Origin of the sequence: Pseudoalteromonas sp. CO109Y (assembly GCF_004208935.1) — a bacterium.
Classification (GTDB): domain Bacteria; phylum Pseudomonadota; class Gammaproteobacteria; order Enterobacterales; family Alteromonadaceae; genus Pseudoalteromonas; species Pseudoalteromonas shioyasakiensis.
Genome location: NZ_SGPD01000016.1, coordinates 27585 through 50419 on the forward strand (window position 1 = coordinate 27585; position 22835 = coordinate 50419).

25 protein-coding genes are annotated in these 22835 nt (G+C 41.5%); 14 read left to right on the plus strand and 11 right to left on the minus strand.

Annotation, left to right across the window (positions count from 1 at the left end):
- Positions 1 to 568 precede the first annotated feature (568 nt).
- From EXT43_RS05955 to EXT43_RS05965, 3 genes are read right to left on the minus strand one after another with little or no spacing between them, the layout of a single operon-like run.
- A complete protein-coding gene (locus EXT43_RS05955; protein ID WP_130166569.1) occupies positions 569 to 1168 on the minus strand; it encodes a hypothetical protein in 600 nt (199 codons plus the stop codon).
- Positions 1158 to 1709, minus strand: a complete 552-nt coding sequence (locus tag EXT43_RS05960) for an RNA polymerase sigma factor (protein ID WP_130166570.1) — start codon at positions 1707 to 1709, stop codon at positions 1158 to 1160. Before EXT43_RS05960 ends, EXT43_RS05955 begins: the two co-directional genes overlap by 11 nt.
- Before the next feature lie 6 nt (positions 1710 to 1715).
- Positions 1716 to 2363, minus strand: a complete 648-nt coding sequence (locus tag EXT43_RS05965) for an energy transducer TonB (protein WP_062564916.1) — start codon at positions 2361 to 2363, stop codon at positions 1716 to 1718.
- 106 nt (positions 2364 to 2469) lie between these two features.
- Between EXT43_RS05965 and EXT43_RS05970 the strand changes: the two genes are divergently transcribed.
- Both EXT43_RS05970 and EXT43_RS05975 read left to right on the plus strand, forming a co-directional pair.
- On the plus strand, positions 2470 to 2976 hold the full coding sequence (locus EXT43_RS05970) for a DUF3087 domain-containing protein (protein WP_058585678.1): 507 nt from the start codon (positions 2470 to 2472) through the stop codon (positions 2974 to 2976).
- 9 nt (positions 2977 to 2985) lie between these two features.
- A complete protein-coding gene (locus EXT43_RS05975) occupies positions 2986 to 3435 on the plus strand; it encodes a low molecular weight protein-tyrosine-phosphatase (RefSeq protein ID WP_130166571.1) in 450 nt (149 codons plus the stop codon).
- A 26-nt stretch (positions 3436 to 3461) separates the two neighbouring features.
- Here EXT43_RS05975 and EXT43_RS05980 read toward each other — a convergent pair whose 3' ends face one another.
- From EXT43_RS05980 to EXT43_RS05995, 4 genes are all read right to left on the minus strand, one after another.
- Positions 3462 to 4535, minus strand: coding sequence for an energy transducer TonB (locus EXT43_RS05980; RefSeq protein WP_130166572.1), 1074 nt, complete (start codon positions 4533 to 4535; stop codon positions 3462 to 3464).
- Positions 4536 to 4724: 189 nt separating this feature from the next.
- Positions 4725 to 5657, minus strand: a complete 933-nt coding sequence (locus tag EXT43_RS05985; protein ID WP_130166573.1) for a nuclear transport factor 2 family protein — start codon at positions 5655 to 5657, stop codon at positions 4725 to 4727.
- Positions 5654 to 6616: a TIGR03571 family LLM class oxidoreductase gene (locus tag EXT43_RS05990; RefSeq protein ID WP_130166574.1), complete on the minus strand. Its 963-nt coding sequence runs from the start codon at positions 6614 to 6616 to the stop codon at positions 5654 to 5656. The genes EXT43_RS05985 and EXT43_RS05990 overlap by 4 nt, the downstream gene beginning before the upstream one ends.
- A gap of 1 nt (position 6617) precedes the next feature.
- Positions 6618 to 7073: a nuclear transport factor 2 family protein gene (locus tag EXT43_RS05995; protein ID WP_130166575.1), complete on the minus strand. Its 456-nt coding sequence runs from the start codon at positions 7071 to 7073 to the stop codon at positions 6618 to 6620.
- A 97-nt stretch (positions 7074 to 7170) separates the two neighbouring features.
- On the opposite strand from EXT43_RS05995, the gene EXT43_RS06000 reads away from it, so the two are divergent.
- The 7 genes from EXT43_RS06000 (at position 7171) to csrA (ending at position 14574) form a co-directional block, all read left to right on the plus strand.
- Positions 7171 to 8100, plus strand: coding sequence for a LysR family transcriptional regulator (locus EXT43_RS06000; protein WP_055022021.1), 930 nt, complete (start codon positions 7171 to 7173; stop codon positions 8098 to 8100).
- Positions 8101 to 8495: 395 nt separating this feature from the next.
- Positions 8496 to 9122 carry a GTP cyclohydrolase II gene (ribA, locus tag EXT43_RS06005; protein ID WP_062564923.1) on the plus strand — a complete coding sequence of 209 codons (627 nt, stop codon included), beginning with the start codon at positions 8496 to 8498 and terminating at the stop codon, positions 9120 to 9122.
- 78 nt (positions 9123 to 9200) lie between these two features.
- Positions 9201 to 9995 (plus strand): BPSS1780 family membrane protein, encoded by a 795-nt coding sequence (locus EXT43_RS06010; RefSeq protein WP_062564924.1) that lies wholly within the window; start codon positions 9201 to 9203, stop codon positions 9993 to 9995.
- Positions 9995 to 10447 carry a regulatory protein RecX gene (locus EXT43_RS06015; RefSeq protein ID WP_054551279.1) on the plus strand — a complete coding sequence of 151 codons (453 nt, stop codon included), beginning with the start codon at positions 9995 to 9997 and terminating at the stop codon, positions 10445 to 10447. Before EXT43_RS06010 ends, EXT43_RS06015 begins: the two co-directional genes overlap by 1 nt.
- 17 nt (positions 10448 to 10464) lie before the next feature.
- Positions 10465 to 13065, plus strand: coding sequence for an alanine--tRNA ligase (alaS, locus tag EXT43_RS06020; protein WP_058585668.1), 2601 nt, complete (start codon positions 10465 to 10467; stop codon positions 13063 to 13065).
- 6 nt (positions 13066 to 13071) lie between these two features.
- Positions 13072 to 14289 (plus strand): aspartate kinase, encoded by a 1218-nt coding sequence (locus tag EXT43_RS06025; protein ID WP_058585667.1) that lies wholly within the window; start codon positions 13072 to 13074, stop codon positions 14287 to 14289.
- Positions 14290 to 14382: 93 nt separating this feature from the next.
- Positions 14383 to 14574: a carbon storage regulator CsrA gene (csrA, locus tag EXT43_RS06030; RefSeq protein ID WP_036970495.1), complete on the plus strand. Its 192-nt coding sequence runs from the start codon at positions 14383 to 14385 to the stop codon at positions 14572 to 14574.
- Between the two features lie 27 nt (positions 14575 to 14601).
- On the opposite strand, the gene EXT43_RS06035 is transcribed toward csrA, so the two are convergent.
- Positions 14602 to 15069 (minus strand): YcxB family protein, encoded by a 468-nt coding sequence (locus EXT43_RS06035; RefSeq protein ID WP_130166576.1) that lies wholly within the window; start codon positions 15067 to 15069, stop codon positions 14602 to 14604.
- A gap of 124 nt (positions 15070 to 15193) precedes the next feature.
- Between EXT43_RS06035 and EXT43_RS06040 the strand changes: the two genes are divergently transcribed.
- Complete coding sequence (locus tag EXT43_RS06040; RefSeq protein WP_062564926.1) at positions 15194 to 16117, plus strand: hypothetical protein; 924 nt, start codon at positions 15194 to 15196, stop codon at positions 16115 to 16117.
- Between the two features lie 677 nt (positions 16118 to 16794).
- Here EXT43_RS06040 and EXT43_RS06045 read toward each other — a convergent pair.
- Both EXT43_RS06045 and EXT43_RS06050 read right to left on the minus strand, forming a co-directional pair.
- The gene (locus tag EXT43_RS06045) at positions 16795 to 16986 is read right to left on the minus strand and encodes a hypothetical protein (protein ID WP_054551284.1); all 192 of its coding nucleotides are present in this window, start codon (positions 16984 to 16986) and stop codon (positions 16795 to 16797) included.
- 51 nt (positions 16987 to 17037) lie between these two features.
- On the minus strand, positions 17038 to 17211 hold the full coding sequence (locus EXT43_RS06050; RefSeq protein ID WP_064971747.1) for a DUF1328 family protein: 174 nt from the start codon (positions 17209 to 17211) through the stop codon (positions 17038 to 17040).
- 534 nt (positions 17212 to 17745) lie between these two features.
- On the opposite strand from EXT43_RS06050, the gene EXT43_RS06055 reads away from it, so the two are divergent.
- The 4 genes from EXT43_RS06055 to EXT43_RS20665 all read left to right on the plus strand — a co-directional run bounded on the left by EXT43_RS06055 (position 17746) and on the right by EXT43_RS20665 (position 21227).
- On the plus strand, positions 17746 to 17994 hold the full coding sequence (locus tag EXT43_RS06055) for an OadG family transporter subunit (RefSeq protein WP_062564927.1): 249 nt from the start codon (positions 17746 to 17748) through the stop codon (positions 17992 to 17994).
- 15 nt (positions 17995 to 18009) lie between these two features.
- A complete protein-coding gene (gene oadA, locus EXT43_RS06060) occupies positions 18010 to 19782 on the plus strand; it encodes a sodium-extruding oxaloacetate decarboxylase subunit alpha (RefSeq protein ID WP_055198140.1) in 1773 nt (590 codons plus the stop codon).
- Between the two features lie 10 nt (positions 19783 to 19792).
- Positions 19793 to 20923 (plus strand): sodium ion-translocating decarboxylase subunit beta, encoded by a 1131-nt coding sequence (locus EXT43_RS06065; RefSeq protein ID WP_062564928.1) that lies wholly within the window; start codon positions 19793 to 19795, stop codon positions 20921 to 20923.
- A gap of 127 nt (positions 20924 to 21050) precedes the next feature.
- Positions 21051 to 21227 carry a hypothetical protein gene (locus EXT43_RS20665; protein ID WP_165385086.1) on the plus strand — a complete coding sequence of 59 codons (177 nt, stop codon included), beginning with the start codon at positions 21051 to 21053 and terminating at the stop codon, positions 21225 to 21227.
- A gap of 125 nt (positions 21228 to 21352) precedes the next feature.
- On the opposite strand, the gene EXT43_RS06070 is transcribed toward EXT43_RS20665, so the two are convergent.
- A complete protein-coding gene (locus EXT43_RS06070; protein ID WP_062564929.1) occupies positions 21353 to 22669 on the minus strand; it encodes a peptidoglycan DD-metalloendopeptidase family protein in 1317 nt (438 codons plus the stop codon).
- Positions 22670 to 22835 lie beyond the last annotated feature (166 nt).

Here is a 22835-nt window from a genome sequence, read left to right on the forward strand (position 1 = left end):
ATAGCTGACGGCTTCGAGTGTGTTTGGGTTTTACTCCGTTCTACCCAACGTCACGTAGGTCGTCATTTATGGCGAAACATGTTTTATCACTCATATGTGGCGGGCTAAAGCCAGACTTACAGCCGCATAAATTGAGAGAATCGCGCGAAATAAATTTCACGCCTACGCGGGGTAAACCCGCTGCTACTTAAAAACTTGCGACTTTACTCTTGTAGCTCGCTAAATTGTTTTAAATCTGATAGCTGAAAGCTCTGAGTGTGTTGGGTTTCGCTTCGTTCTACCAAACGTCACGTAGGTCGTCATTTATGGCGACAAATTATCTTTTCATTAACGGGCTAAAGCCCGACCTACAAGAGTATGGATTGAGGCCATCGCGCGAAATAAATTTCACGCCTACGGTACTCCTTTACTCTTTCCCCTTGTAACTCGCTAACTCGTTGGGTTTCGCTACGCTCTACCCAACCTACGAACTCCTTTACTCTTTCCCCTTGTAGCTCGCTAACTTTTTTAAAGCTGACAGCTCTGAGTGTGTTGGGTTTCGCTACGCTCTACCCAACCTACGAGCTCGCTAACTCGTACACTTTTCCGCTTCATGGGTCAGTTGTTTAAGTGCGATGATTTGGCCTTGTTTGTTTTGGTCTAGGGCGAGTAGGTCTCCTTGGTGAATATGAGTATCTAGGGTGCCGTGTTTTTGTAGTTCTTCAAGGAGTGATTGTTTAATTTGTACTATGACATTTTGCTCGCAGTCAGCGATATACCAGTCGTTATCAACACTGACTAGACGGCCGGTGAAGCTAGTGCGGGCTTGGTGATTGGCTAATGCTTGTTGGTAGTTAGCATCTAGGTTTTGTTTTTGTTGTTTAAGATTACTCACATAGCTGCCTTTGGCGTCGAGTTCGTGTACTTCTAGCCATTGATAGTCCGATAAATCCACGGCATAAACATGGGTTAACTCGCGGTTGTTGTATTGCAGCATGACAAAACCAAGAATCGCTAAAGCAGCAAAAACTCCGGTCATTTGCAGGCCTAAAAAGCGCTGTGGCCTTGGCGTTGCCAACTGTGGCTTTTGCATATGTGAAAGCTCGTCGCTGCTTAAGCTGTGCTCTGCCTTACGTTTTTGAAAATGTGCTTTTAAATCAGCATCGAGTTGCTCGTCGTTACGCTTCATGATGGCCTCCTAGTTGTTGTTTCAGGTTTTGACGGGCATATCGCAGCCGAGTTTTAATGGTCTCTGGGTTACTTTGTGTGATAGCAACAATATCTTCAAGACTAAAGCCTTCTTGTTGTAAGGTCAGCGCTTCACGTTGTACAAAGCTAAGTCCCATCAGTGCTTTATCAAAGGCTTCGTAGTCGTAGTGATAACTTGCATCCTGAGATTCAGTAAATAGTTGGTTGTCTTCTAATTCAACGAACTTTTGCTGCTTACGAAATTCATCAATTAATAAATTACGTGCTAATCGAAAAAGCCACGCTTTTGGGTTGTTTTGATCATTGTAAAAGTCGCGTTTATCAATGACTTTTAACCAGGTTTGTTGGCATATATCAAGGGCAAGATCTTTATCACTTTGGGTGACTAGATAGTGATAAAGATCGTTCCCATATTGAGCAACGAGTTGGTTAAGGTAACGGTTGTCGCCCGTTTTGGCATACTGCGCCAAACAATCTGTGCTTGGCTTGTCAAATAACCATGTCTTGATGCTCATTAGCATAGGCAGTTATCCATCTATTTTAAAATCAAGTTGAACGCTTTGGTTTGTTTGTAATTGTGCCACACCTTCAACAACTTTAGGGCGATATTTCCAACGTTTAATGGCGCGAATTGCTTCACGGTCAAATACCCGTTTAGGCTCGGCATCAATAATAACAGGGTCAATCACTTCGCCAGTCGGTGAAATGCTAAAGCTAATTTGTACCCAACCTTCAATGCCATCACGAGCTGCTACCGGAGGGTATTTAGGGTTTATACGCACAATTGGTGTCGCATCTCCTGTTGGTTGGTTAATGCTTTTGCTAAGCGTGTCGCCAATGTTATCGAAAGTCATAGTTGGTGTTAAATCCGCAACTACAACAGTGTCGGTCGTATCAATGGTTGGTCGCGGTGGTACTTTTGGTGGCATTTTAGCAACTGGCGGTGGCGGCAGTGTTTGCTTTACTTGCACTTTTGAGTCTTCCGGTACTTCATAAATTTCAACTGTGATATCTGGGCCTGTTTTAACATCGGCTCTTTGCTCAGCAGAAATTAAGTACTGCATAAATGCAAATGCTGCAAAGGTCATGACACCGCCACCAATAATTGCTGCGGTTGTCTTTAAAGCAGCATTGCTGTTATTCAAGCTTGCTGAGTTTAGTGGTAAAGTATGCATAGCCGTTCCTCTTTGGATAATTGCTTTCATAGCTAAAACGGCTGGCAAATAAAAAAGGGGTGAAATTTTTTTCACTTTTTATTTTTCACAAGTTTTTTAGGTTGTTATGAAACTTATTCAAATAGATAAAGCCCGTTACCGTAAACATTTAAACCAAGTAATTATTGCTTGTGTAATTGCTTTAGCCGTTGGCAGTTTAGCCATTTCACAAACGTTAATAGCGTTATTTCCTGACCCAAGCGGTAGCCATTTTCATTGGAACCTATTAGGTGTTGTTGTGTGTAGTTTGCTGGTGGGCTTTGTGCTTAATAAATACCGCAATCATGATTACATGACTGAAATTGTCTATGTGTGGGAGCTTAAAAAAGCGCTGAATAAAATCACCCGTAAAATGCCAAAGTTAAAAGCAGCAGGGCGTGAGGGCAATGCAGATGCTTTATTAGCAATTCATTACAGCTATGCGGGATCACGTTTGTTATGGCAACTTGATGACAACACTATTACCATGGATGAGTTGGCAATTAAGCAGGCAGAGCTTGATAGTGTTGCAGATAAATACAACCTCTCGCTTGATGCAGAACGTTATGATGAGTCAATCTTAAAGCAATTTTAAGGACGAATAATGAAAAAGGTTTTGATTGTTTGCTTAGGCAATATTTGTCGTTCACCTACTGCTGAAGCGGTACTTCGTAGTCGTGCCAAGGCGTTGGGTGTCAATGTCAAAGTTGATTCTGCTGGCACCATTGGTTACCACCAAGGTAATCCACCAGATTCACGTTCAAAAGCAGCAGCCGAAAAGCGCGGTTATAGTTTTAAAGGCATCTATTCGCGACCAGTGACTCAAGCTGATTTTCATGAGTTTGACTTAATTCTCGCAGCCGACAAGCAAAATCTTGCTGATTTACAAGCCCAGTGCCCAGAGCGCTTACAATATAAGTTGTCGCTATTTTTAAGTCATGGTGATGCAGGGGTGAGTGAGATCCCAGATCCCTATTATGGTGGCGATCAAGGTTTCGAAAAGGTACTCGATTTAATTGAGGACGCAGCCGATAACTTGCTTAAAAAGTTATAAAAAGGGTCGCATTGCGACCCTGTTATTTATCTTTTTATTTTAAAGTCTAATTGCACCCGAGAAGTCGCAGCAATGGCTTGACCATTTTCAAACTTAGGCGCATAACGCCATTTTTTCATTGCTTTTACTGCTTCTCTTTCAAATGCAGTACCACCTTCAGAGTCAACCACAGTTATGTTGTCTACAAAGCCTGACGGGGTTACTTCAAATTCCATCACGACAATGCCGTCTTCCATACGTTGTGCTTTTGACATTGGATATTTCGGCGGCACACGGTACAACGGCTCTTGTTCTTGGCTTTCTTTCCAAGGCACCATTTTCGCAATCGCTAAGCAATGTTTGGTTGCTTCGTCGCTTTTACCTGTTTTTTCGTATAAGTGAACCAACTTCGAATGGGCGTTTAATTCAGTTTGATGATCAAAGTCTAGCTCTTGATCAAATACACTTACTACGTGATTCAATCGCTCAATAGCGGTGCTGTATTTACGTTGGTTTTCTGCAAATGCGGCAACTAAAAAGTCTGCGCTAATACGATCGACAGCGTTATTTGGTAAGTTTTCTTGGTAGTACTTATCAGCTTCTTCAAGATATTCCTTTGCTGTGTAATAGCGCTCGCCAGTGCCTTTATAAGCAAGGATACGAGCAGCGGTCATTTTTGCATCAGCAACAAGCTTGTCTGAGTTTTGTTTTTCAGCAATAGCAATGACATCATCAAGATACGTATCAGCGCGCTTAGCTGAGGGAGTTGATTCTGCCATGCCGATTAATGAATCATACACTTGTACACTTAGCTTGCCGTGGTTTTTTTCGAGTATTTCGTAGGCTGTGCGATATAACTCAAAGCGTTGTTCTTGTTCGCTTTTATCTAGACTGTTTGCATAGTTAATAGCAAGATTGGCTGTGTTGTCGGCGCTTTCACCATAAATTTCTTTGCCAAGCTCAAACGCTTTTTTAGCAAGCTCACTACTGTCTTGCTTATTTTCTACAGCAGCGACATAAGCGCGGTAGGTGTCGTTAAATTCTTGGGTGGTCGTTTCATTGGCAATGCCTTGCTGACTAAATAGTAATGCAACACATAAAGCAAGTGAGCTCTTTTTCATAATATTCCTTATTATTTTGCCCAGATAAGAGGGGATTAATACTTGTTGATGATAATCATTATCATCATGAGGTACAAGGTATCTAGTAATTTTTAATGTATCATTGTTTTTAATTTAAGCAAAAACAGTGATTAAGCTTAACCGGTCGCAGGTATTTATGAAAAAGCGCTCACATTGAGCGCTTTATTGTTAGATTATAAACTCGGGCAAATTCTGTTCATCAAACCAACCCGATATGTAATGCGACTCGTAAAGTCGCCAACAGTTATCTGACTCTAATCTTGCTGCTAACTGATAGTGAGCTGCATAGATCTTTTGATTGCTATCATTCACGGGTTTTTCGGGAATGATTCGGGCAATGATAAATCGAGCTGTTTTTTTATCTTGGCTAATCTCCATTTTGACCAACTCTGCAAAGTGCTGCCAAAATGGCGCAAGCAGTCTAAAGTTTTTTAAACTCCCTATAACACTTTCTCTACCAGATAAATCACCTAAAGGAGGAAAGCTGCCATGTATATCTTGGCTGTAGCAATCAATAAGTAAATTAATATCACAATTATCAACAGCAAATGCATACTTGTTATAGAGATCAATGAGAGCTTGCTTTGGCTCAGAGGCTTTAAACTTACGAATTAATGCCCATGGAGAGTGTAATTCACTCACAATTGTTGGTTCGCCATCAACAAGCTGCCAGCCCTGAACTCCAGGAAGCATGTTCCAGTTAGGAAGCAAGGATTGTTGTCCTTTATTCCAGTTAACCTGAAATTTAATGTGGTTAATAAGCCATTGCTGGTTTTCATAAATGAAATGAAAAATAAACGTACAACCACATAAAAAGCGTTTTTGCCCATGATTTACATCTACATAAGCGTAGCTGCTTGCTGCAGCAAAATCTTTTTGGTGTGCAGTAAACGTATTTGTAAATTCAGCATTCGTTGCATAGTTTTTGAAATCTTCACTCAAGGTTGTTGATACATGCTTTTGCCTATTTACAGAACCATGATGCTGGCTTTTGAAATCGATATCAGAACTAAACAGCTTTGCTAACGAGTGCTTATCCGAGCGTAACCAGCTATCTTTAAACTGAGTTATTAAGTTTTCGAGCTGTTCTTGAGTACTCATACTGCAGGCTCTCTTTGCTCTTTTTCAAGAGCAGGAATAACAAAGTTACCCAATTCATCAATTACATCTTGGGCAGCCCTTCGAGAAGGTTTTAAGTTTAGCGCAATGTGTTTTACGCCAAGCTCTCTGTGTTTTAACAGTCGCTCAATAAGGGCATTTCGACCAATTCGTACAACGTTATAAAAACGCTGGTACGGGGCGTCAGGGTTTTTATCTAAATCAAAAAATGTCGCATAGCCGTAATGTGGGCTTGTGTTGCTATTGCTTGCAATTGATAGGTTGTTAATGATTTCACTGATGGCTTGTTCATTATCAACAGCCCAAATCCAAGCATTAACATTATTAGCCAACCACTCAAATGATTGCCTAGAACGACCAACGGCCATAACGGGTATTTGCTGGTTTACTGGTTTTGGATAAAGGTCAAGTGAACCATCAAGCTCACCGTAATATTGGCTAATGTGTTTAGGAAAACTTTGTTGGTGTAATGTTTTGATAATTTCAACTGACTCTCTGTAGCGCTCAGCACGCGCGTTAAAATCGACACCAAAAGCCGGGTATTCAACTGGCCTGTCTCCGGTTGAAACTCCTAACACAAAACGACCATTACTTAGATGATCAACTGAGGCTGCTTGTTTGGCAACCATGATAGGATCGCGTAATGGTAAAACGGCCCCTGCGGTGCCTAAAGTAATTGTATTTGTATGTGCAGCAATGAAACCTGCGTAAGTGAATGGATCAAGCATCTGCGCAGCATCACCAAAATTAGGATCATAAAAAGGCACATCCCTAAACCAAATACTGGCAATACCTGCTTGTTCAGCTTGCTTAGCCGTTGCTATATCAGCATTGAGGGTAGGGAAAGGGCTGCTAGGGTAAGCTTCAAGGGGAGTGAGCAATCCCAGCGTTAATTTGTTGTCGGCAAATACATTTGTAAAGCTAGTTGGTAGATTATTCATGTTACTGCTCTCCCGAATTCGCTGGCCAGACAACATCAAGTTTAGAGTGGCTAATGCGCCATTGACCGTCGATTTTTTCATAGCGATCTAAGTACCGGCCCACTAATAAAAGCGGAGATTCGCTTGGCTCCCTACTTGTAACAAAGTCAATTAGGTAGCACTCACCCTGTGCTGTCGTTTTATCTGTTAGTACTATTTGATGGTTCATCACTGCATGAACAAAAGGGAAGTGCTTTCTATTGTGGGTATCGAATTCATCATAAGCATTTTTTAATCCTTGCTTTATCTGTTCAATTCCATTCATTTCTCCCACTGTTACTTCGACTCGTGCGTCGCTAGTAAATACTTCTTCCATTTTATGAATTTGACCAGAGTCTAAAAGCTGACTGTAGTTTAAGCGAAGAGTTCGGATCTCTTCTTTTTCGAGTAAATCGAGAAGTTTGCGTTCGCTCATCATGTTTCTCTATTGCTGAATAAGTGAACATTATTTTATTATCTTCTTTTTAAATGATAACCTAGCTAATATTCCATTTATTCTGTCCTGAGATTCCATAATGAAACCAGAAGATAGCCCTTTCTTTGGTATTCGAGAGTTTGTTGAAACATTACGCATGGGTACATTCACAGCAGCTGGTAATCGGTTAGGTTTAACAGGCTCAGCTGTTGGCAAAACTGTTACTAGGCTTGAAAGTAAGTTAGGTACAAAGCTACTGCATCGAACAACGCGTAAAATTATGGCAACCCCAGAAGGGCAGCATTATTTTGAAGGCTGGGTAAAAATACTGGCTGAAATAGATAGCCTAGAGCAAGCGGTCACTGCCGGTAGCCATAATGTTTCAGGGCAAGTAAAGCTTCACTTACCTGCGGCATTCGGCCGTAAGTATGTAATGCCAATACTTTCTAAATTAGCAAACAAGTATCCTAAACTAGAGCTTGCGGTTCACTTTAGTGAAAGTCGTATCAATTTAATAAATGAAAATGTTGATTTGGTGGTACGTATCGGCACATTAGAAGATGATGCTGATCTGGTAGCAAAATTGTTGGGTTATCAAAAATTAACAGTGTGTGGTAGTCAAGATTATTTTGACCAACATGGTGTGCCAGACACTCCTGCGGATTTGCTCACTCATGATTGTATTATTGGCAGTAAGCGCTCTTCGCAGCCAACATGGTTGTTCAAAGATAGTAAAAAGCAGTCATTTAACCAGCTAATCAATGCCAGATATATGCTCAGTGATGGAGATGCGATGCTAGATGCCGCACTTAATGGTTTAGGTGTTGCACAATTACCTACTTGGCTTATTCAAGAGCAGCTAGATAGTAATAGACTAACTAGTGTTTTAGATACCTTTTCAGGTGCGGTTATGCCAATCAATGTTGTTTGGCCACGCTCAAGATATTTAAAGCTTAGTCAAAGGGTTATAATTGATGAATTAGCAGAGCAGTTTAAGCTTCAAGCATCACTATTTGGTTATTCCTCATAATTGTTTTATCTAGCGCTTTTAGTACGTTATTAATCAGCGCTGAGACACATCATAACACTGTTATTTTTATTATTTTGATAGGTGGTTGATAAAGGCTTAGCGGTTTATTGAGATTAAACTAATCTATTTTTTCGAATATCTGCAGGTGTTTGTTTAGCAATTTATTGTATTTCAAAGATCTACTTCTAAAAAGTAGAGCTTTTGAGGTGTTTTTTTAGCGCCACTAAAGCGAGGCGCAAAGCTCGTATCTTGGGGTGGTTTGAGTGTATAATACTTGAATTGCTGGTAACTGCCTCAATATTAGTTATCACTCGTCGTATGTTGCATCCTTACAACCTTCAAGCTGTTGTAATCACATTTGCAGTATCGCATTTATTTTTTAATTTGGATTTGTCGTGGCGCAAGTAAGAGCAAGAGTCCAGCTGAATGTTGGCAAAAACAGTGATATCCCTGCAGAAATCGTATCTTTCAGTGGCTTAAATGATGGCCAAGAACATGTTGCTTTAGTGTTTAATCAAGCTGACACAGAGCAAGATGTCCCTTTAATTCGTATGCATTCAGAGTGTTTAACGGGCGATGTATTCCATTCATCACGTTGTGATTGTGGTGAGCAATTAAATGAGTGTATCGAGATGATGCACCAACAAGGCGGTATTTTACTGTATTTACGCCAAGAGGGGCGTGGCATTGGTTTATACAATAAAATTGATGCTTACGTATTACAGTCGCAAGGTATGAATACGTACGAAGCGAATAACCACTTGGGTTTTGCTGATGATTTACGTGATTTTTCAGACGCGGTATTAATGCTTGAAGCACTCAATCAAAAGCATGTTAAGTTAATGACTAACAACCCTAATAAGCTTAAAGCACTGCGTGATGCAGGTATTGAAGTTGATTCAGTGGTTGGCACTCATGCGCACATTAAAGCGGGTGTGGTAGGTAACCAAGCTTACCTCGAAACGAAAATCAAACATGGCTCGCACATGCTTGATATTAAAAAAATTAAAAAGCCTGAGTAAATTTCACTACAGGTGACTATAAACAAGTAGCGCACCCAGTTATACTCGGTGCGTTTTGTCGTTATTGAATGAGAAACTATGTCGATCGAAGTACGTATTTTTAAAGCTGATGCAGGCGTTAAATGGTTTAAAGCTGGATGGGAAATCTTTAAGCTGCAACCTTTGACTTTTATTTTAATGCATCTGCTAATCGTGATAATTAGCTTTTTGGCATTGCTGCTACCTTTACTGCAAGTTGTTGGTGCATTTGTAACCCCGTTTTTGATGGCAGGTTTTTATCAAGCTGTGTTAACTAAGCAGCAAGGCGGGACTATCAGCCAAGCTGATATTTTTAAGCCATTTAGTAATAAAGGAAACCGTATAGGTTTAGTGCGCGTCGCCGTGTATCAGATGGCGGCAGGTATTTTATTAGCCTTACTGTCTAATTTCATTTTTGCAGATGCCTACGCAGTTATTTCGAGTCAGACTTTCGATCCACAAAACCAATCACATATTGCAGATTTATTGGCAACCATTTCAATGGGGCAAGTTGCGGTATTCTTAGTGGCGATCTGTGTGTATTTAACCGCTTTTGCCTATGCAGTGCCTTTGGTTTATTTTCAAAAGCAAAGCAATATGTTTCAGGTTTTAAAAACCTCATTCATGGTGTTTTACCATAATATGGCGCCATTGAGTGTTTATGGCCTAATTTGCGCTGTTTTAATGGTGATCTGTATTCCTTTATCGTTTATTCCTCTATTGGTTTTAATGCCAATTTGTTACATTAGCTTCTTCGTGTCTTTTCAGGCTATTTTTATGCCGGTTGTGCCAAAAGGTGATGGCCAAACAAAAGCACCTGAAGCGCCGTCACAATCAGGACGCTTTGACGCGTAATGGATGATAAAGAACAAAAGTTAAAAAATTACGTACTTTGGTTATTGTCTCGACAAGATTATTCGCGTCGGGATTTAACGCGAAAGTTACAGCAAAAAGAGGCGACGCCCGAGTTCACAGAGCGCTTGTTAGATTGGTGTGAATCACACAATTTTATTAACGAACAGCGCTATTGCGAAGGGTTTGTACGCCGCCATTTAGCTAAGTATCATGGTGTAAAACGCATTCAGAGCGAAGCAATGGCAAAAGGGATAGACCGAGCACTATTAGATAAAACGCTCGAGGAGTTTGAAGTCGATTGGTTCGAACTCGCAAAGGACGCATATTTAAAGAAGTTTTCAAATTCAGGTAAAGAACTCGACCAGAAAGAAAGAGCGAAACGTGTACGCTACTTGATGTATCGAGGCTTTAATTACGAACAAATTGATTTTGCAATGCAAGCACAGCAATAAACGGGTGAGATTTTCACATGCAGCATATGACTACCGCACAGATCAGGCAACAGTTCTTAGACTTTTTTGCCTCTAAACAACACCAAATTGTTCCTTCAAGCTCGCTGATCCCGGGTAACGATGCCACGTTATTATTCAATAACGCTGGTATGGTGCAATTTAAAGATGTATTTTTAGGTGCGGAAAGCCGCCCTTATTCACGTGCAACCAGCTCACAACGTTGTGTACGCGCCGGTGGTAAACATAACGACCTTGAAAACGTAGGTTACACTGCACGTCACCATACATTCTTCGAAATGTTAGGTAACTTCAGCTTTGGTGATTACTTCAAGCAAGACGCAATCAAGTTTGCTTGGGAGTTTTTAACTGATGTTGTAAAACTACCTCAAGAAAAGCTACTTGTTACCATTTATCACGATGATGAAGAAGCCTTCAACATTTGGCACAAAGAAGTGGGTCTAAGTGAAGACCGTATTATTCGCATTGCAACCAGCGATAACTTCTGGTCAATGGGAGATACAGGTCCTTGTGGTCCATGTTCTGAAATCTTTTACGATCACGGTGAAGAAATTTGGGGTGGTCCTCCAGGTTCTCCTGAAGAAGACGGTGACCGTTTCATCGAGATCTGGAACCTAGTATTTATGCAGTATAACCGCCATGCCGACGGTACAATGGAGCCGCTTCCTAAGCAGTCTGTTGATACAGGTATGGGTCTTGAGCGTATCTCTGCAATTTTACAAGGCGTGCACTCAAACTACGAAATCGATTTATTCCAAGCTCTAATTGCAGCAGCGGCTAAAGTAACAAACGCACAAGATTTAGACGATAAATCGTTACGCGTTGTGGCTGACCACATTCGTTCGTGTGCGTTCTTAGTATCTGACGGCGTTATGCCATCAAACGAAGGCCGTGGTTATGTACTACGTCGTATTATTCGTCGTGCCGTTCGTCATGGTAATAAGCTAGGCGCGAAAGGTGCATTCTTCTACAAGCTAGTTGCTGCACTAATTGAGCAAATGGGTCAAGCGTACCCAGAGCTTGCTAAACAACAAGAAATTATCGAAAAAGTACTGCGTATCGAAGAAGAGCAGTTTGGTAAAACACTTGAGCGTGGTCTGGCTATTTTAGAAGAAAGCCTAACTGACATCGAAGGTGATGTGATCCCAGGTGACTTAGTATTCAAACTTTACGACACTTACGGTTTCCCAGCTGATTTAACGGCTGACGTTGCGCGCGAGCGTTTCATGACGATTGATGAGCACGGCTTCCAAGAGTGTATGGCTGTTCAGCGTAAGCAAGCACAGCAAGCAGGTAAGTTTGGTGCTGATTACAACCAACAACTTAAGTCTGAAAAACACACAGACTTTAAAGGTTACGATGCAGAACATTACACAGGTACTGTGGTTGAACTTTTCTCTGAAGGTCAATCGGTTTCAGTACTTGAAGATGGTCAAGAAGGTATCGCAATCTTAGACCGCACACCGTTTTATGCTGAATCAGGTGGTCAGGTTGGTGACACAGGTGTGTTAAAAGTTGCTGGCGGTGAGTTTGTAGTGACTAACACCACGAAACTTGGTAATGCATTTGCACACCATGGTCGTGTACAAGGCCGTATTGGTACAAACGATAAAGCAGAGGCAACAATTGATGCAGCTCGTCGCGATAGCATCAAGAAAAACCACACTGCAACACACATTTTACATGAAACGTTACGTCAAATTTTAGGTGAGCACGTAAATCAAAAAGGTTCACTTGTTGACCCTGAGCGTTTACGTTTTGACTTCTCTCACTTTGAAGCGGTAACAAAAGACGAATTACGCCAAATCGAGCGCGCAGTAAACGATGAAATCCGTCGTAACTTTGCTCTTGAAACTGAGCTAATGGCTATCGAAGATGCTAAAGCAAAAGGTGCAATGGCATTATTCGGTGAAAAATACGACGACGAAGTTCGCGTAGTAACCATTGGTGACTACTCAATCGAGCTATGTGGTGGTACTCACGTTAAGCGTGCAGGTGATATCGGTTTATTTAAAATCGTATCAGAAAGCGGTATCGCAGCCGGTATCCGCCGTATTGAAGCGGTAACAGGTGCTGAAGCGGTTGCTTATGTAAGTGAGCAAGAGCAACAACTAAACGATGTTGCAGCACTAGTTAAAGGTGATAGCAGCACAGTACTTGAAAAAGTAACGGCGTTACTTGAGAAATCAAAAGGCCTTGAGAAGCAAATTGCACAGCTTAACGACAAGCTAGCAAGTGCGGCTGGTGCATCGTTACTTGACTCTGTTGTTGAAGTGAACGGTATTAAACTACTGGTTGCTGATGTTGCAGGTACTGAGTCTAAAGCACTACGTGGCATGGTTGATGACCTGAAAACGAAGATTGGCTCAGGTGTTATTGCCCTTGGCGTAGCTAATGGCGATAAAGTAAGCCTAATTGCAGGTGTAACTAAAGACCTAACAGGTAAAGTGAAAGCCGGTGAGCTTGTAAATCACATGGCTGCACAAGTAGGCGGTAAGGGCGGTGGTCGTCCTGATATGGCACAAGCTGGTGGTACTCAGCCAGAGAACCTAGCTGCAGCCTTAGAAAGTGTAACTGGTTGGTTATCTGAGCGTTCTTAACTACTAGTGGCACTTATCGTCCAAAAATTCGGTGGCACCTCAGTTGGCTCAATAGAGCGAATTGAGGCAGTCGCCGACCTTGTTGTAAAAACCAAGCAACAAGGCCATCAAGTTGTGGTGGTACTCTCGGCTATGTCGGGAGAAACTAACCGTCTAATTAAACTCGCTAAACAAATCGATTCTCGACCTAGTGCTCGTGAGCTTGATGTATTGCTAACCACCGGTGAGCAAGTGTCAGTCTCTCTGCTGGCAATGGCTATCATCAAACGTGGTCACTCAGCGGTAAGCTTGCTTGCTGATCAGGTCAACATTCGCACCGATAATATGTTTGGCAAAGCGCGCATTGAAGAGATTGCTGCGACTCGTCTTAAGCATGAACTTGAGCATAACCGTATTGCCATTATAGCGGGCTTTCAGGGCCGTGATATTGAAGGCAATATCACTACGCTTGGTCGCGGTGGAACAGATACCTCTGCGGTTGAGATTGCAGGTGCTATCAATGCCGACGAATGCCAAATTTACACTGATGTTGATGGGGTATATACCACCGACCCGCGTATTGAACCAAATGCGCGACGTATGAGCCATGTCACCTTCGAAGAAATGCTCGAAATGGCCAGCCTTGGGGCTAAGGTGCTACATATTCGTAGTGTCGAAGCCGCAGGAAAATATAATATACCGCTCAGAGTGTTATCGAGTTTTAACCCGGATCAAGGGACCTTGATCAGTTTTGAGGAGCCGGATGTGCAAGCAAACATTGTGTCGGGTATCGCCTTTAATCGTGACGAAAGTCTGATTTACGTTAATGGCGTGCACCAAGGAACGGAAAACCTTGCAAAAATTTTGAAACTTTTTGCAGAATTCGGCATCGAAATAGATATGATTAATCAAGTTAATCATAACTTTGAAAAAATAGACTATGCTTTTACTGTGCACACGAATGATTTTGAGCAAGCGCTTGAAATTTTGACCAGTAACCAAGATGGTATCAGCGCAGAATCTATAAAAGGGATCAGCAATGTTGCTAAGGTGTCTGCAGTAGGTGTAGGGATGAAATCTCACTCTGGTGTGGCAAGTTTATTTTTTAATGCCCTTGCCGATGAAAACATCAAAGTGATGCTTGTATCGACATCAGAAATAAAGATATCAGTTTTAATTGACGAAAAGTATTTAGAACTGGCTGTACGTGCGCTACACAAAGTTTTTTTAACTGAAAATGAATAAGATCTAGAGTTTTTACTTACTTTTAAGTCTATATTTCATTAGAATGTTTTTGACGCGGAATCTTTTAATTTTTTGGAACATGGGAGCAATAGAATGCTAATACTAACTCGTAGAGTAGGTGAAACCCTTATGATCGGTGACGAAGTAACAGTTACTGTTCTTGGTGTTAAAGGAAATCAAGTTCGCATTGGTGTAAATGCACCTAAAGATGTATCAGTACATCGTGAAGAAATCTACATGCGAATCCAAGCAGAGAAATCTAACCCAAATCCGGGCAACGTTTAATCAGCGACAGATATTTTTAAGAGCCACTCACTGAGTGGCTCTTTTATTTAGTTCAGCTGTTATTTCATCATTTAGCGCTTGTTTAGAAATATATTGCATACCGCGCTGAGCCTTTAAAATATAACCTCGCTCAGTTTCAATGATCTCACTAATTTGTTGCCAGCTTAATTGGTAGCTTTTATGCGGGTTTTCGGCTTTAACGCCTTCATCATCAAATACGACAGTGACTTCGCTACCTGATGCACGACTCATCATTTGTCTTGCGACCCACCATGGGCGCTTGTAATAAAACGATAAGCACTCAACCACGGCAAGCATAATCATAAAGCTGCCTAAATAATGATTATCTAATTGATAAAAAGCCAACAAGCCTAAGGTTATTAATAATACCAACAACGGGTATTTGGGTTTGGCTTGAGATGAATAAGGTAAAGACTCATCAAAGCATTCGTAATAATACGGTTTATCTAATTTGTAAGTTGTACTTAATGTCATTCGTAGGCTCACTTAATTTGCTGGCGGCAGTTTAACATTGATAGAAAAAATCTTCTGTAGTTGGTTTTCATTTAGTTGTCATTGTGAGAGCTTAAGATATGCGTATTTTAAAGGTGTAAGTTGTATGTTTGTTAGTTCAATGTCATTAGCACTTGCAATGACCACAAATACTTTTTTAGTTATGGGCGATATGCCATACACCCCGATTGATGAAATCAATCTCGGCAAAGATGGAAAAATTGCCAAGGCAATCGCAGCAACACCTCATGGCTTTTTAATGCATCTTGGTGATATGAAATCAGGAGCGTTTGCTTGCACGAATAAGCTTTTGCAAACTAATAAAGCGTTATTGACGTCGTTGACCCCGCAGCCTTTTATTTACACCCCAGGTGATAATGAATGGACCGATTGCGACCGAGAAAAACTATCGGTGCGTTTTGATGAGCTTGAACGGCTAAGCTTTGTTAAAGGCTTGATGTTTGACGATGCTTATACAAAAAAAACACAACAACTTCAGGGTTATGCAACCCAAGCTGAAATGCTAGAAAATGCTCGCTGGCAGTTTGATGGCATTGAGTTTCGCACTTTGCATATACCGGGCACTTTTAATGGTCGCTCACAAATTTTAAAAAGTGATAAAAACGCGGCACTAGATGCCGCCGACAAACGTGATAAGTACAACTTAACTTGGTTGAAACAAGCACTTGTTCAGCAAGATGCTAAGGCCTATGTATTTGGTTTTCAGGCTGATATTTACCACCCGACCAGTAAACCCGCTTGCAGCGAGTCACAACGTTCTAATTGTGATGCATTTAGAGTGTACCGTGATGCTATCAGCGACTTCGCAAAGCACACCAATAAGCCTGTACTTGTAATGCATGGCGATACCGGCCCATATTGCCAGCAGCAGTTAGCGAGCAACTTAACGCGTTTAAATGTCCCCGGTGATTTTGCCGTTAGCGATGTAGCTAAGGTGAGTTTTATTGACGGCCAGTGGCATATAGCGAGTGTAACGACAAACGAGCCCCTCACAACGGGTTGTAAATGAAAGCTTAAAGTTAGCGAGTTTCTAGATAAAGAAGCTATCAGCTTTCAGCCGTCAGCTATCAGATTAAAACAAAAGAGCTCGTAGGTTGGGTAGAGCGGAGCGAAACCCAACAAGTTAGCGAGTTTCTAGGGGAAAGAGTAAAGTTATCGAGTTTGAGGCTCACGTAGGCGTGAAATTTATTTTGCGCGATGTTTCTTAAATCTACGTGTAAGTCGTAGGTCGGGCTTTAGCCCGTCAATGTTAGCGGTTATGTGTCGCCATAAATGACGACCTACATGATGTAGGGTAGAGCGGAGCGACACCCAACAAATTAATGAGTTTCTAGGGGGAAAAAGTAAAGTTGCGAGCCTAAGGTAGCTGCGGGTTTATCCCTCGTAGGCGTGAAATTTATTTCGCGCGGTTCTCTGAATTAATGCGGCTGTAGGTCGGGCTTTAGCCCGTCAATGTTAGCGGTTATGTGTCGCCATAAATGGCGACCTACATGATGTAGGGTAGAGCGGAGCGACACCCAACAAGTTAGCGGGTTTCTAGGGGAAAGAGTAAAGTTAGCAAGCTGCTTGACACAAGCTGCAGGCAGCCTAGAGTCGCTAACTCGCTAACTCGCTAACTCGCTAACTCGCTAACTTACATACACAAAAAAGCGGCACTTGGCCGCTTTTCTTAAGTAAGGTGTGTTATTAGCAGTTAGTTTCTTCTGCGTTAACACCTTCTTTTACTTCTTCACATGCATCTTCAACTGCATTTTGTGTATCAGTAATTGCTTCATCAATACGCTCACCTGCGTCTTCAGCAGAGTTGTCTTCACAACCCATGATGAATAAACCTGAAAATAGGGCGATAGTAGCGGCTTTTAAAGTTGAATTTTTCATAATGAAATTCCTTGTAAATTTAAAATAAAGTAAGTGGTTATCTGCTTTTAACTACTTAGGGACACTGCCTCTAAGTGCTCCTGATACCAGCGAAATAACTAGTAATACTAAAAATATAAAAAAGATAATCTTAGCGATGCCTGCAGCGGCTCCTGCGATACCGCCAAAACCTAACACTGCTGCGATTAACGCGATAACTAAAAAAGTAATTGTCCAGCGTAACATAGTGGTCTCCTTGGCTATTTAAATTTTCTTAAGTTCGATGTAACTGAAGCGAGTTCTGTGCCAGAAGTTTTATTTTATATATTTCAATGGGTTGTGTGTTTTTGTCGTTCTTTATAGGGTTCATCATTTGGTAACTTTTACGAGTAAGCATGTAACTTATTCATAGTGATATTTTTTCATATTGAGATGAATGAGGAAAAAGAGAATTGCTGTGGTTATTGGTAAGACCAATTTAACTTTATTTTAAGTGGATAGCTCTAACGCCTTGTTGTGCGTGGTTTTTAGGCTTTTTACTACGGTTGGTTAATAGCTGAACATATAACGTCTGGCTATATTGACTATTTATATCATCTATAACGGGGCTTTAAATGCGCTAATAGTAGGGTGTTAATTATATGTGCGTCATGTTATTTTAAATTTAATTGGTTTTACCAATTTACAATGGTGCTATACAAATGAATTTTGTTTGTTATTATTGGTGCATAATTATTTAACAAAAATAACTTTTTATTTTAAGTAAGCGAGGGGAGTCGTATGGATATAGGTGGATTACTCACCACTGCGGCCAGTTTGATGGTGACAGGCATGGTAGGCGTGTTTGTTTTTCTGACTATTTTGATTTCAGCAGTCACTTTAATGTCAAAGGTAGTGGGTCGATTTGATGATCCTGCAACTGTAGAACCTACGCGTACAGCAAAAATTCAACCTCAACAGGGTGTGCCACAGGCACATATTGCAGCAATCAGCGCTGCAATTGCTCAATTTCGAAATAAACAAAAATAACGGGGCAGCTTAAACATGGCTAAATTAAAATTAACCGAATTAGTATTGCGTGACGCACACCAGTCTCTTTTGGCAACGCGTATGCGCTTAGACGACATGCTACCCATGGCAGAAAAACTCGATAATGCGGGTTATTGGTCAATTGAATCATGGGGTGGTGCGACGTTTGACTCGTGTATCCGTTATTTAGGTGAAGATCCTTGGCAACGTATTCGCGAGCTAAAAGCGGCAATGCCAAACACTAAGCAACAAATGCTACTTCGTGGACAAAATCTTCTAGGTTACCGTCATTATGCTGATGATGTAGTCGAAAAGTTTGTTGAGCGTGCCCACAAAAACGGTGTTGATGTATTCCGTATTTTTGATGCGATGAACGATGTACGTAACCTTGAAACTGCCATTAAAGCCGCAGTTAAAGTAGGTGCTCATGCCCAAGGTACTATTTCGTACACAGTAAGCCCAGTCCATACGCTTGATATGTGGCTTGAGCTGGCAAAACAACTAGAAGATCTTGGCTGTCATTCAATTTGTATTAAAGATATGGCGGGTTTATTAAAGCCATATGATTGCGAGCAGTTGATCAAAGGCTTAAAAGAAACTGTATCTATTCCTATCGCAATGCAATGCCACGCGACGACAGGTTTAAGTACTGCAACTTACCAAAAAGCAATCGATGCGGGTATCGATATGCTTGATACGGCTATTTCGTCAATGAGTATGACCTACGGTCATAGTGCCACAGAAACTATTGTTTCAATTGTAGAAGGCACTGAGCGTGACACCGGCCTTAATTTAAATGAGTTAGAAGAAATTGCCGCTTATTTCCGTGATGTACGTAAGAAATACGCTGCATTTGAAGGCAGCCTTAAAGGTGTTGATGGTCGTATCTTATTAGCCCAAGTACCTGGCGGTATGTTAACTAACATGGAAAATCAGCTTAAAGAGCAAGGTGCTGCTGATAAGCTTGATCAAGTATTACTTGAGATCCCGCGTGTACGTGAAGACTTAGGTTACATTCCTTTAGTTACACCAACGTCGCAAATTGTAGGTACTCAAGCGGTACTCAATGTACTGACTGGCGAGCGTTATAAAACCATCACTAAAGAAACTGCGGGTGTACTTAAAGGTGAGTATGGTGCAACACCGGCGCCAATGAATAAAGAGCTACAAGAGCGTGTACTAGAGGGCGCTGAAGCAATTACGTGCCGTCCTGCTGATAAGCTTGAACCTGAACTTGAGAAGCTTGAAGCAGAGTTATTAAGTGAAGCTAAAGAGCAAGGTTTAGAGCTTGCTGATGACGTGATTGATGATGTGCTTACTTACGCATTATTCCCTCAAATCGGCCTTAAGTTTATTAAAAACCGTAACAACCCTGATGCGTTTGAAGCAATTCCAACGGGTGAAGTCGCTAAGTCAGAAACTAAGCCAGCCTCTACAAGCCCTGCAAAAGCAGAGCAATACAGCGTTAAAGTTGATGGCAAAGTTTACGATGTAGTTGTAGCGCAAGGTGGTGAGCTCAAAGAGGTAACCCTAAAAGACAGTGAGTTAATTCCTCAGTCAGCTTCAGCGTCTGTTAGCGAAACCTTAAACGCGCCGTTAGCAGGCAATATTTTCAAAGTGAAGGTAAAAGCTGGCCAAACAGTAAACGAAGGTGATGTGGTTATCATTATGGAAGCGATGAAAATGGAAACAGAAGTTCGCGCTGCACACTCAGGCACAATAGCTGAAGTATTAGTAGCAGAAGGCGACTCTGTTGCCACTGGCGATGCGCTAATCGCACTGGCATAGGAGACAGAGGATGGATGGTGTTTTAAACCTCTGGCATGCCACGGGTATTGCTAACTTTACTTTTCCGGCATTGATCATGATTGCGGTTGGTTGCTTGTTACTCTATTTAGCAATCTCCCGTAACTTTGAGCCACTGTTGTTATTACCTATCGGCTTTGGGGCTATTTTAACTAATATCCCAGTTGCTGGGTTATCTGAGCCGGGTGGTCTTTTATATTACGTGTACCATATCGGGATTGACTCTGGGGTATTCCCACTTTTGATCTTTATGGGCGTTGGGGCGCTTACAGACTTTAGTGCCCTGATAGCAAATCCGCGTATGTTGCTGTTGGGCGCGGCTGCGCAGTTTGGTATTTTTGCTACTTTATTTGGTGCAATTCTACTTAACTTTATTCCTGGCTTTGAATTTTCGCTACAGGATGCATCGGCCATCGCCATTATTGGTGGGGCAGATGGTCCAACAGCTATTTTCTTAGCATCTAAGTTGGCACCTGATTTACTTGGTGCAATCGCAGTAGCGGCTTATTCATACATGGCACTTGTGCCAATTATTCAGCCGCCAATTATGCGCGCACTAACAACGCAAGAAGAGCGCGAAATTCAAATGCCGCAACTTCGTACAGTATCGAAAAAAGAGAAAATTGTTTTTCCATTAATGGTGCTTAGTTTAACTATCTTGTTTTTACCTGCGGCAACACCGCTGGTAGGTATGTTCTGCTTAGGTAACTTGATGCGTGAATCGGGCGTGGTTGATCGTTTAAGCAATAGTGCACAAAACGAAATCATCAACATTACCACCATTTTCTTAGGCTTAGCGGTAGGCTCAAAGCTTGCAGCCGATAAGTTCTTAACCGTAGAAACAATCGGTATTTTGGTGTTAGGTGCTTTAGCCTTTGCAATCGGTACAGCTTCAGGGGTGTTTATGGCAAAAGGTCTTAATAAGATCTCTAAATCGCCAATCAACCCATTAGTAGGCGCAGCCGGTGTGTCAGCGGTACCAATGGCAGCACGTGTGGTTAATAAGGTAGGCCTTGAGAGCAACCCGCATAACTTCTTGTTAATGCATGCCATGGGACCAAACGTAGCAGGGGTATTAGGAAGTGCCGTTGCAGCAGGTATTTTGTTAGCGATTGTTGGCTAACAACACGATTAAGTCGATTTACTTCCAACCGACTGGCGCAGTAATTTTACTGCGCTTTTTTTTGCCTATAGACTAGGGTCACCCTAAAGAAATTGTAGTTAAATGATAGTTGTGTAAGGAAGCCACCATGAATATCTTTATTATCTTACTATGCCTTTTTGTTGCTTTGGTTATTCTAATACCGCTACTTGAAAAGTATCAGTCTAAAATGGGGCTTGATGGCGCGACAAAGTATGCAAAGTACATTTGGCCACTGGTGATGATTTCGCTAATTATTCAACTTATCTATGTTCTTTTAAGGTAATAATTGTATTAACCCGCAGTGCCTTCAGTACTCGTTTTAGTAAAGTCTATAATAGTTTTAGCCGGATTTATTCTAGGCACAAAAAAGCCGCTTCAAGTTGAAGCGGCTTTTACATGTTTACCTAACTACTTATTTAACGCTAATTGTAACTCACGGTTACGCTGTAATTGAGCTAAGAAGTTATCAGCAATCGGTTTAAACTTAGCTAACTCATCGCGCGGTAGAGGCTCTGATTTAGGTAGTTTGACCGTTTTAGGGTTACGGTGAACACCGTTTACTAAGAATTCATAGTGTAAGTGTGGGCCCGTCACACGACCTGTTGCGCCAACGGTACCAATCTTCTGGCCTTGCTTCACTTTCTGACCAGTTCTAACCATCTTTTTGTCTAAGTGTAAGTACTTAGTCACATACTGTGTGCCATGGCTAATAAATACATAGTTACCATTGTATTTACTGTAGCCTGCTTTAATCACTTTACCATTACCCGATGATACAACTGGCGTACCGGTACGCGCTGCGTAATCAATACCGTTATGTGGTTTTACCGTTTTAGTCACTGGGTGTAAGCGACGAGGGTTAAAGCTCGAACTAATATACTTAAAGTTAACAGGCGCACGTAAGAAGGCTTTTTTCATGCTACGGCCTTCAGGCGTGTAGAAGTTACCATCAGTATGGCGAATAGCGGTATAACGCTCACCTTGGTTAATAAATTCTGCGGCAATAATTTTACCATCACCAATGTACTCACCATCAACATAGTGAGCTTCATAAATGAGACCAAATTGGTCACCTTTACGAATGTCATTAGCAAAGTCGACATCCCAACCGAAGATGTCAGCAAAATTCATAATTTGACGCTCGCTTAAACCTGCTGCAATGCCTGACGTCCAAAAGCTATTAGAGATCTCACCGCCAGCCGACTTACTTAGCGTTTCGATTTCTTTGCTATCGATAGAAGTGTCGTAGTTACCTTCGTCATTTAATGTAACGTATAAGGTGTCTGTTTTTGAGATCACATAACGTAGCTGAGCTAAAGAGCCATCTTCAGCTGTTGCAAAGCTTAAGATTTCGCCTGGGTGAATTTTTGTTAATTTACGAGTTTCTGCGTTGGTATTAACAAGTTTGTGTAATGTTTGCGCTGAGAAGCCCGCACGTTTAAAGATAAGTGCTAAATTATCGCCATTTCGTACTTCATGGTCGATAAGCTCGTATTCTGGAAGTTTTGCTGCTGCTTGCTGCGAATTAAGCTCAGTTAGTTTTTCGTTATCATCAACTTTAACTTGTAATTCGTAGCGTTTGCCAATTTCAAGTGCTTTTGCACTGTTATCCTTTGAAGCGGTGGCTTTTTCAGAAGGCAATAATGCCAAGCCAACAATAGCAGAAACCAAACCGAGAATAAGCAGTTTGTGTTTTTTGGGAAGTTTGTGCACTACGTGAACCATATCGTGCCTTTTCTGCTGTCAAGAAATTTAAATACTAATATCGCAGGATATACCTAAAATAGAGCAAATACCAGTGTTTTGTAGATTTAAACTGGCGCTATTTTACGCTAGAATTGCTCAGCGCGTTAAACTTTTTTGGTTAAAATTGCAGCAGATGCCTATGGTT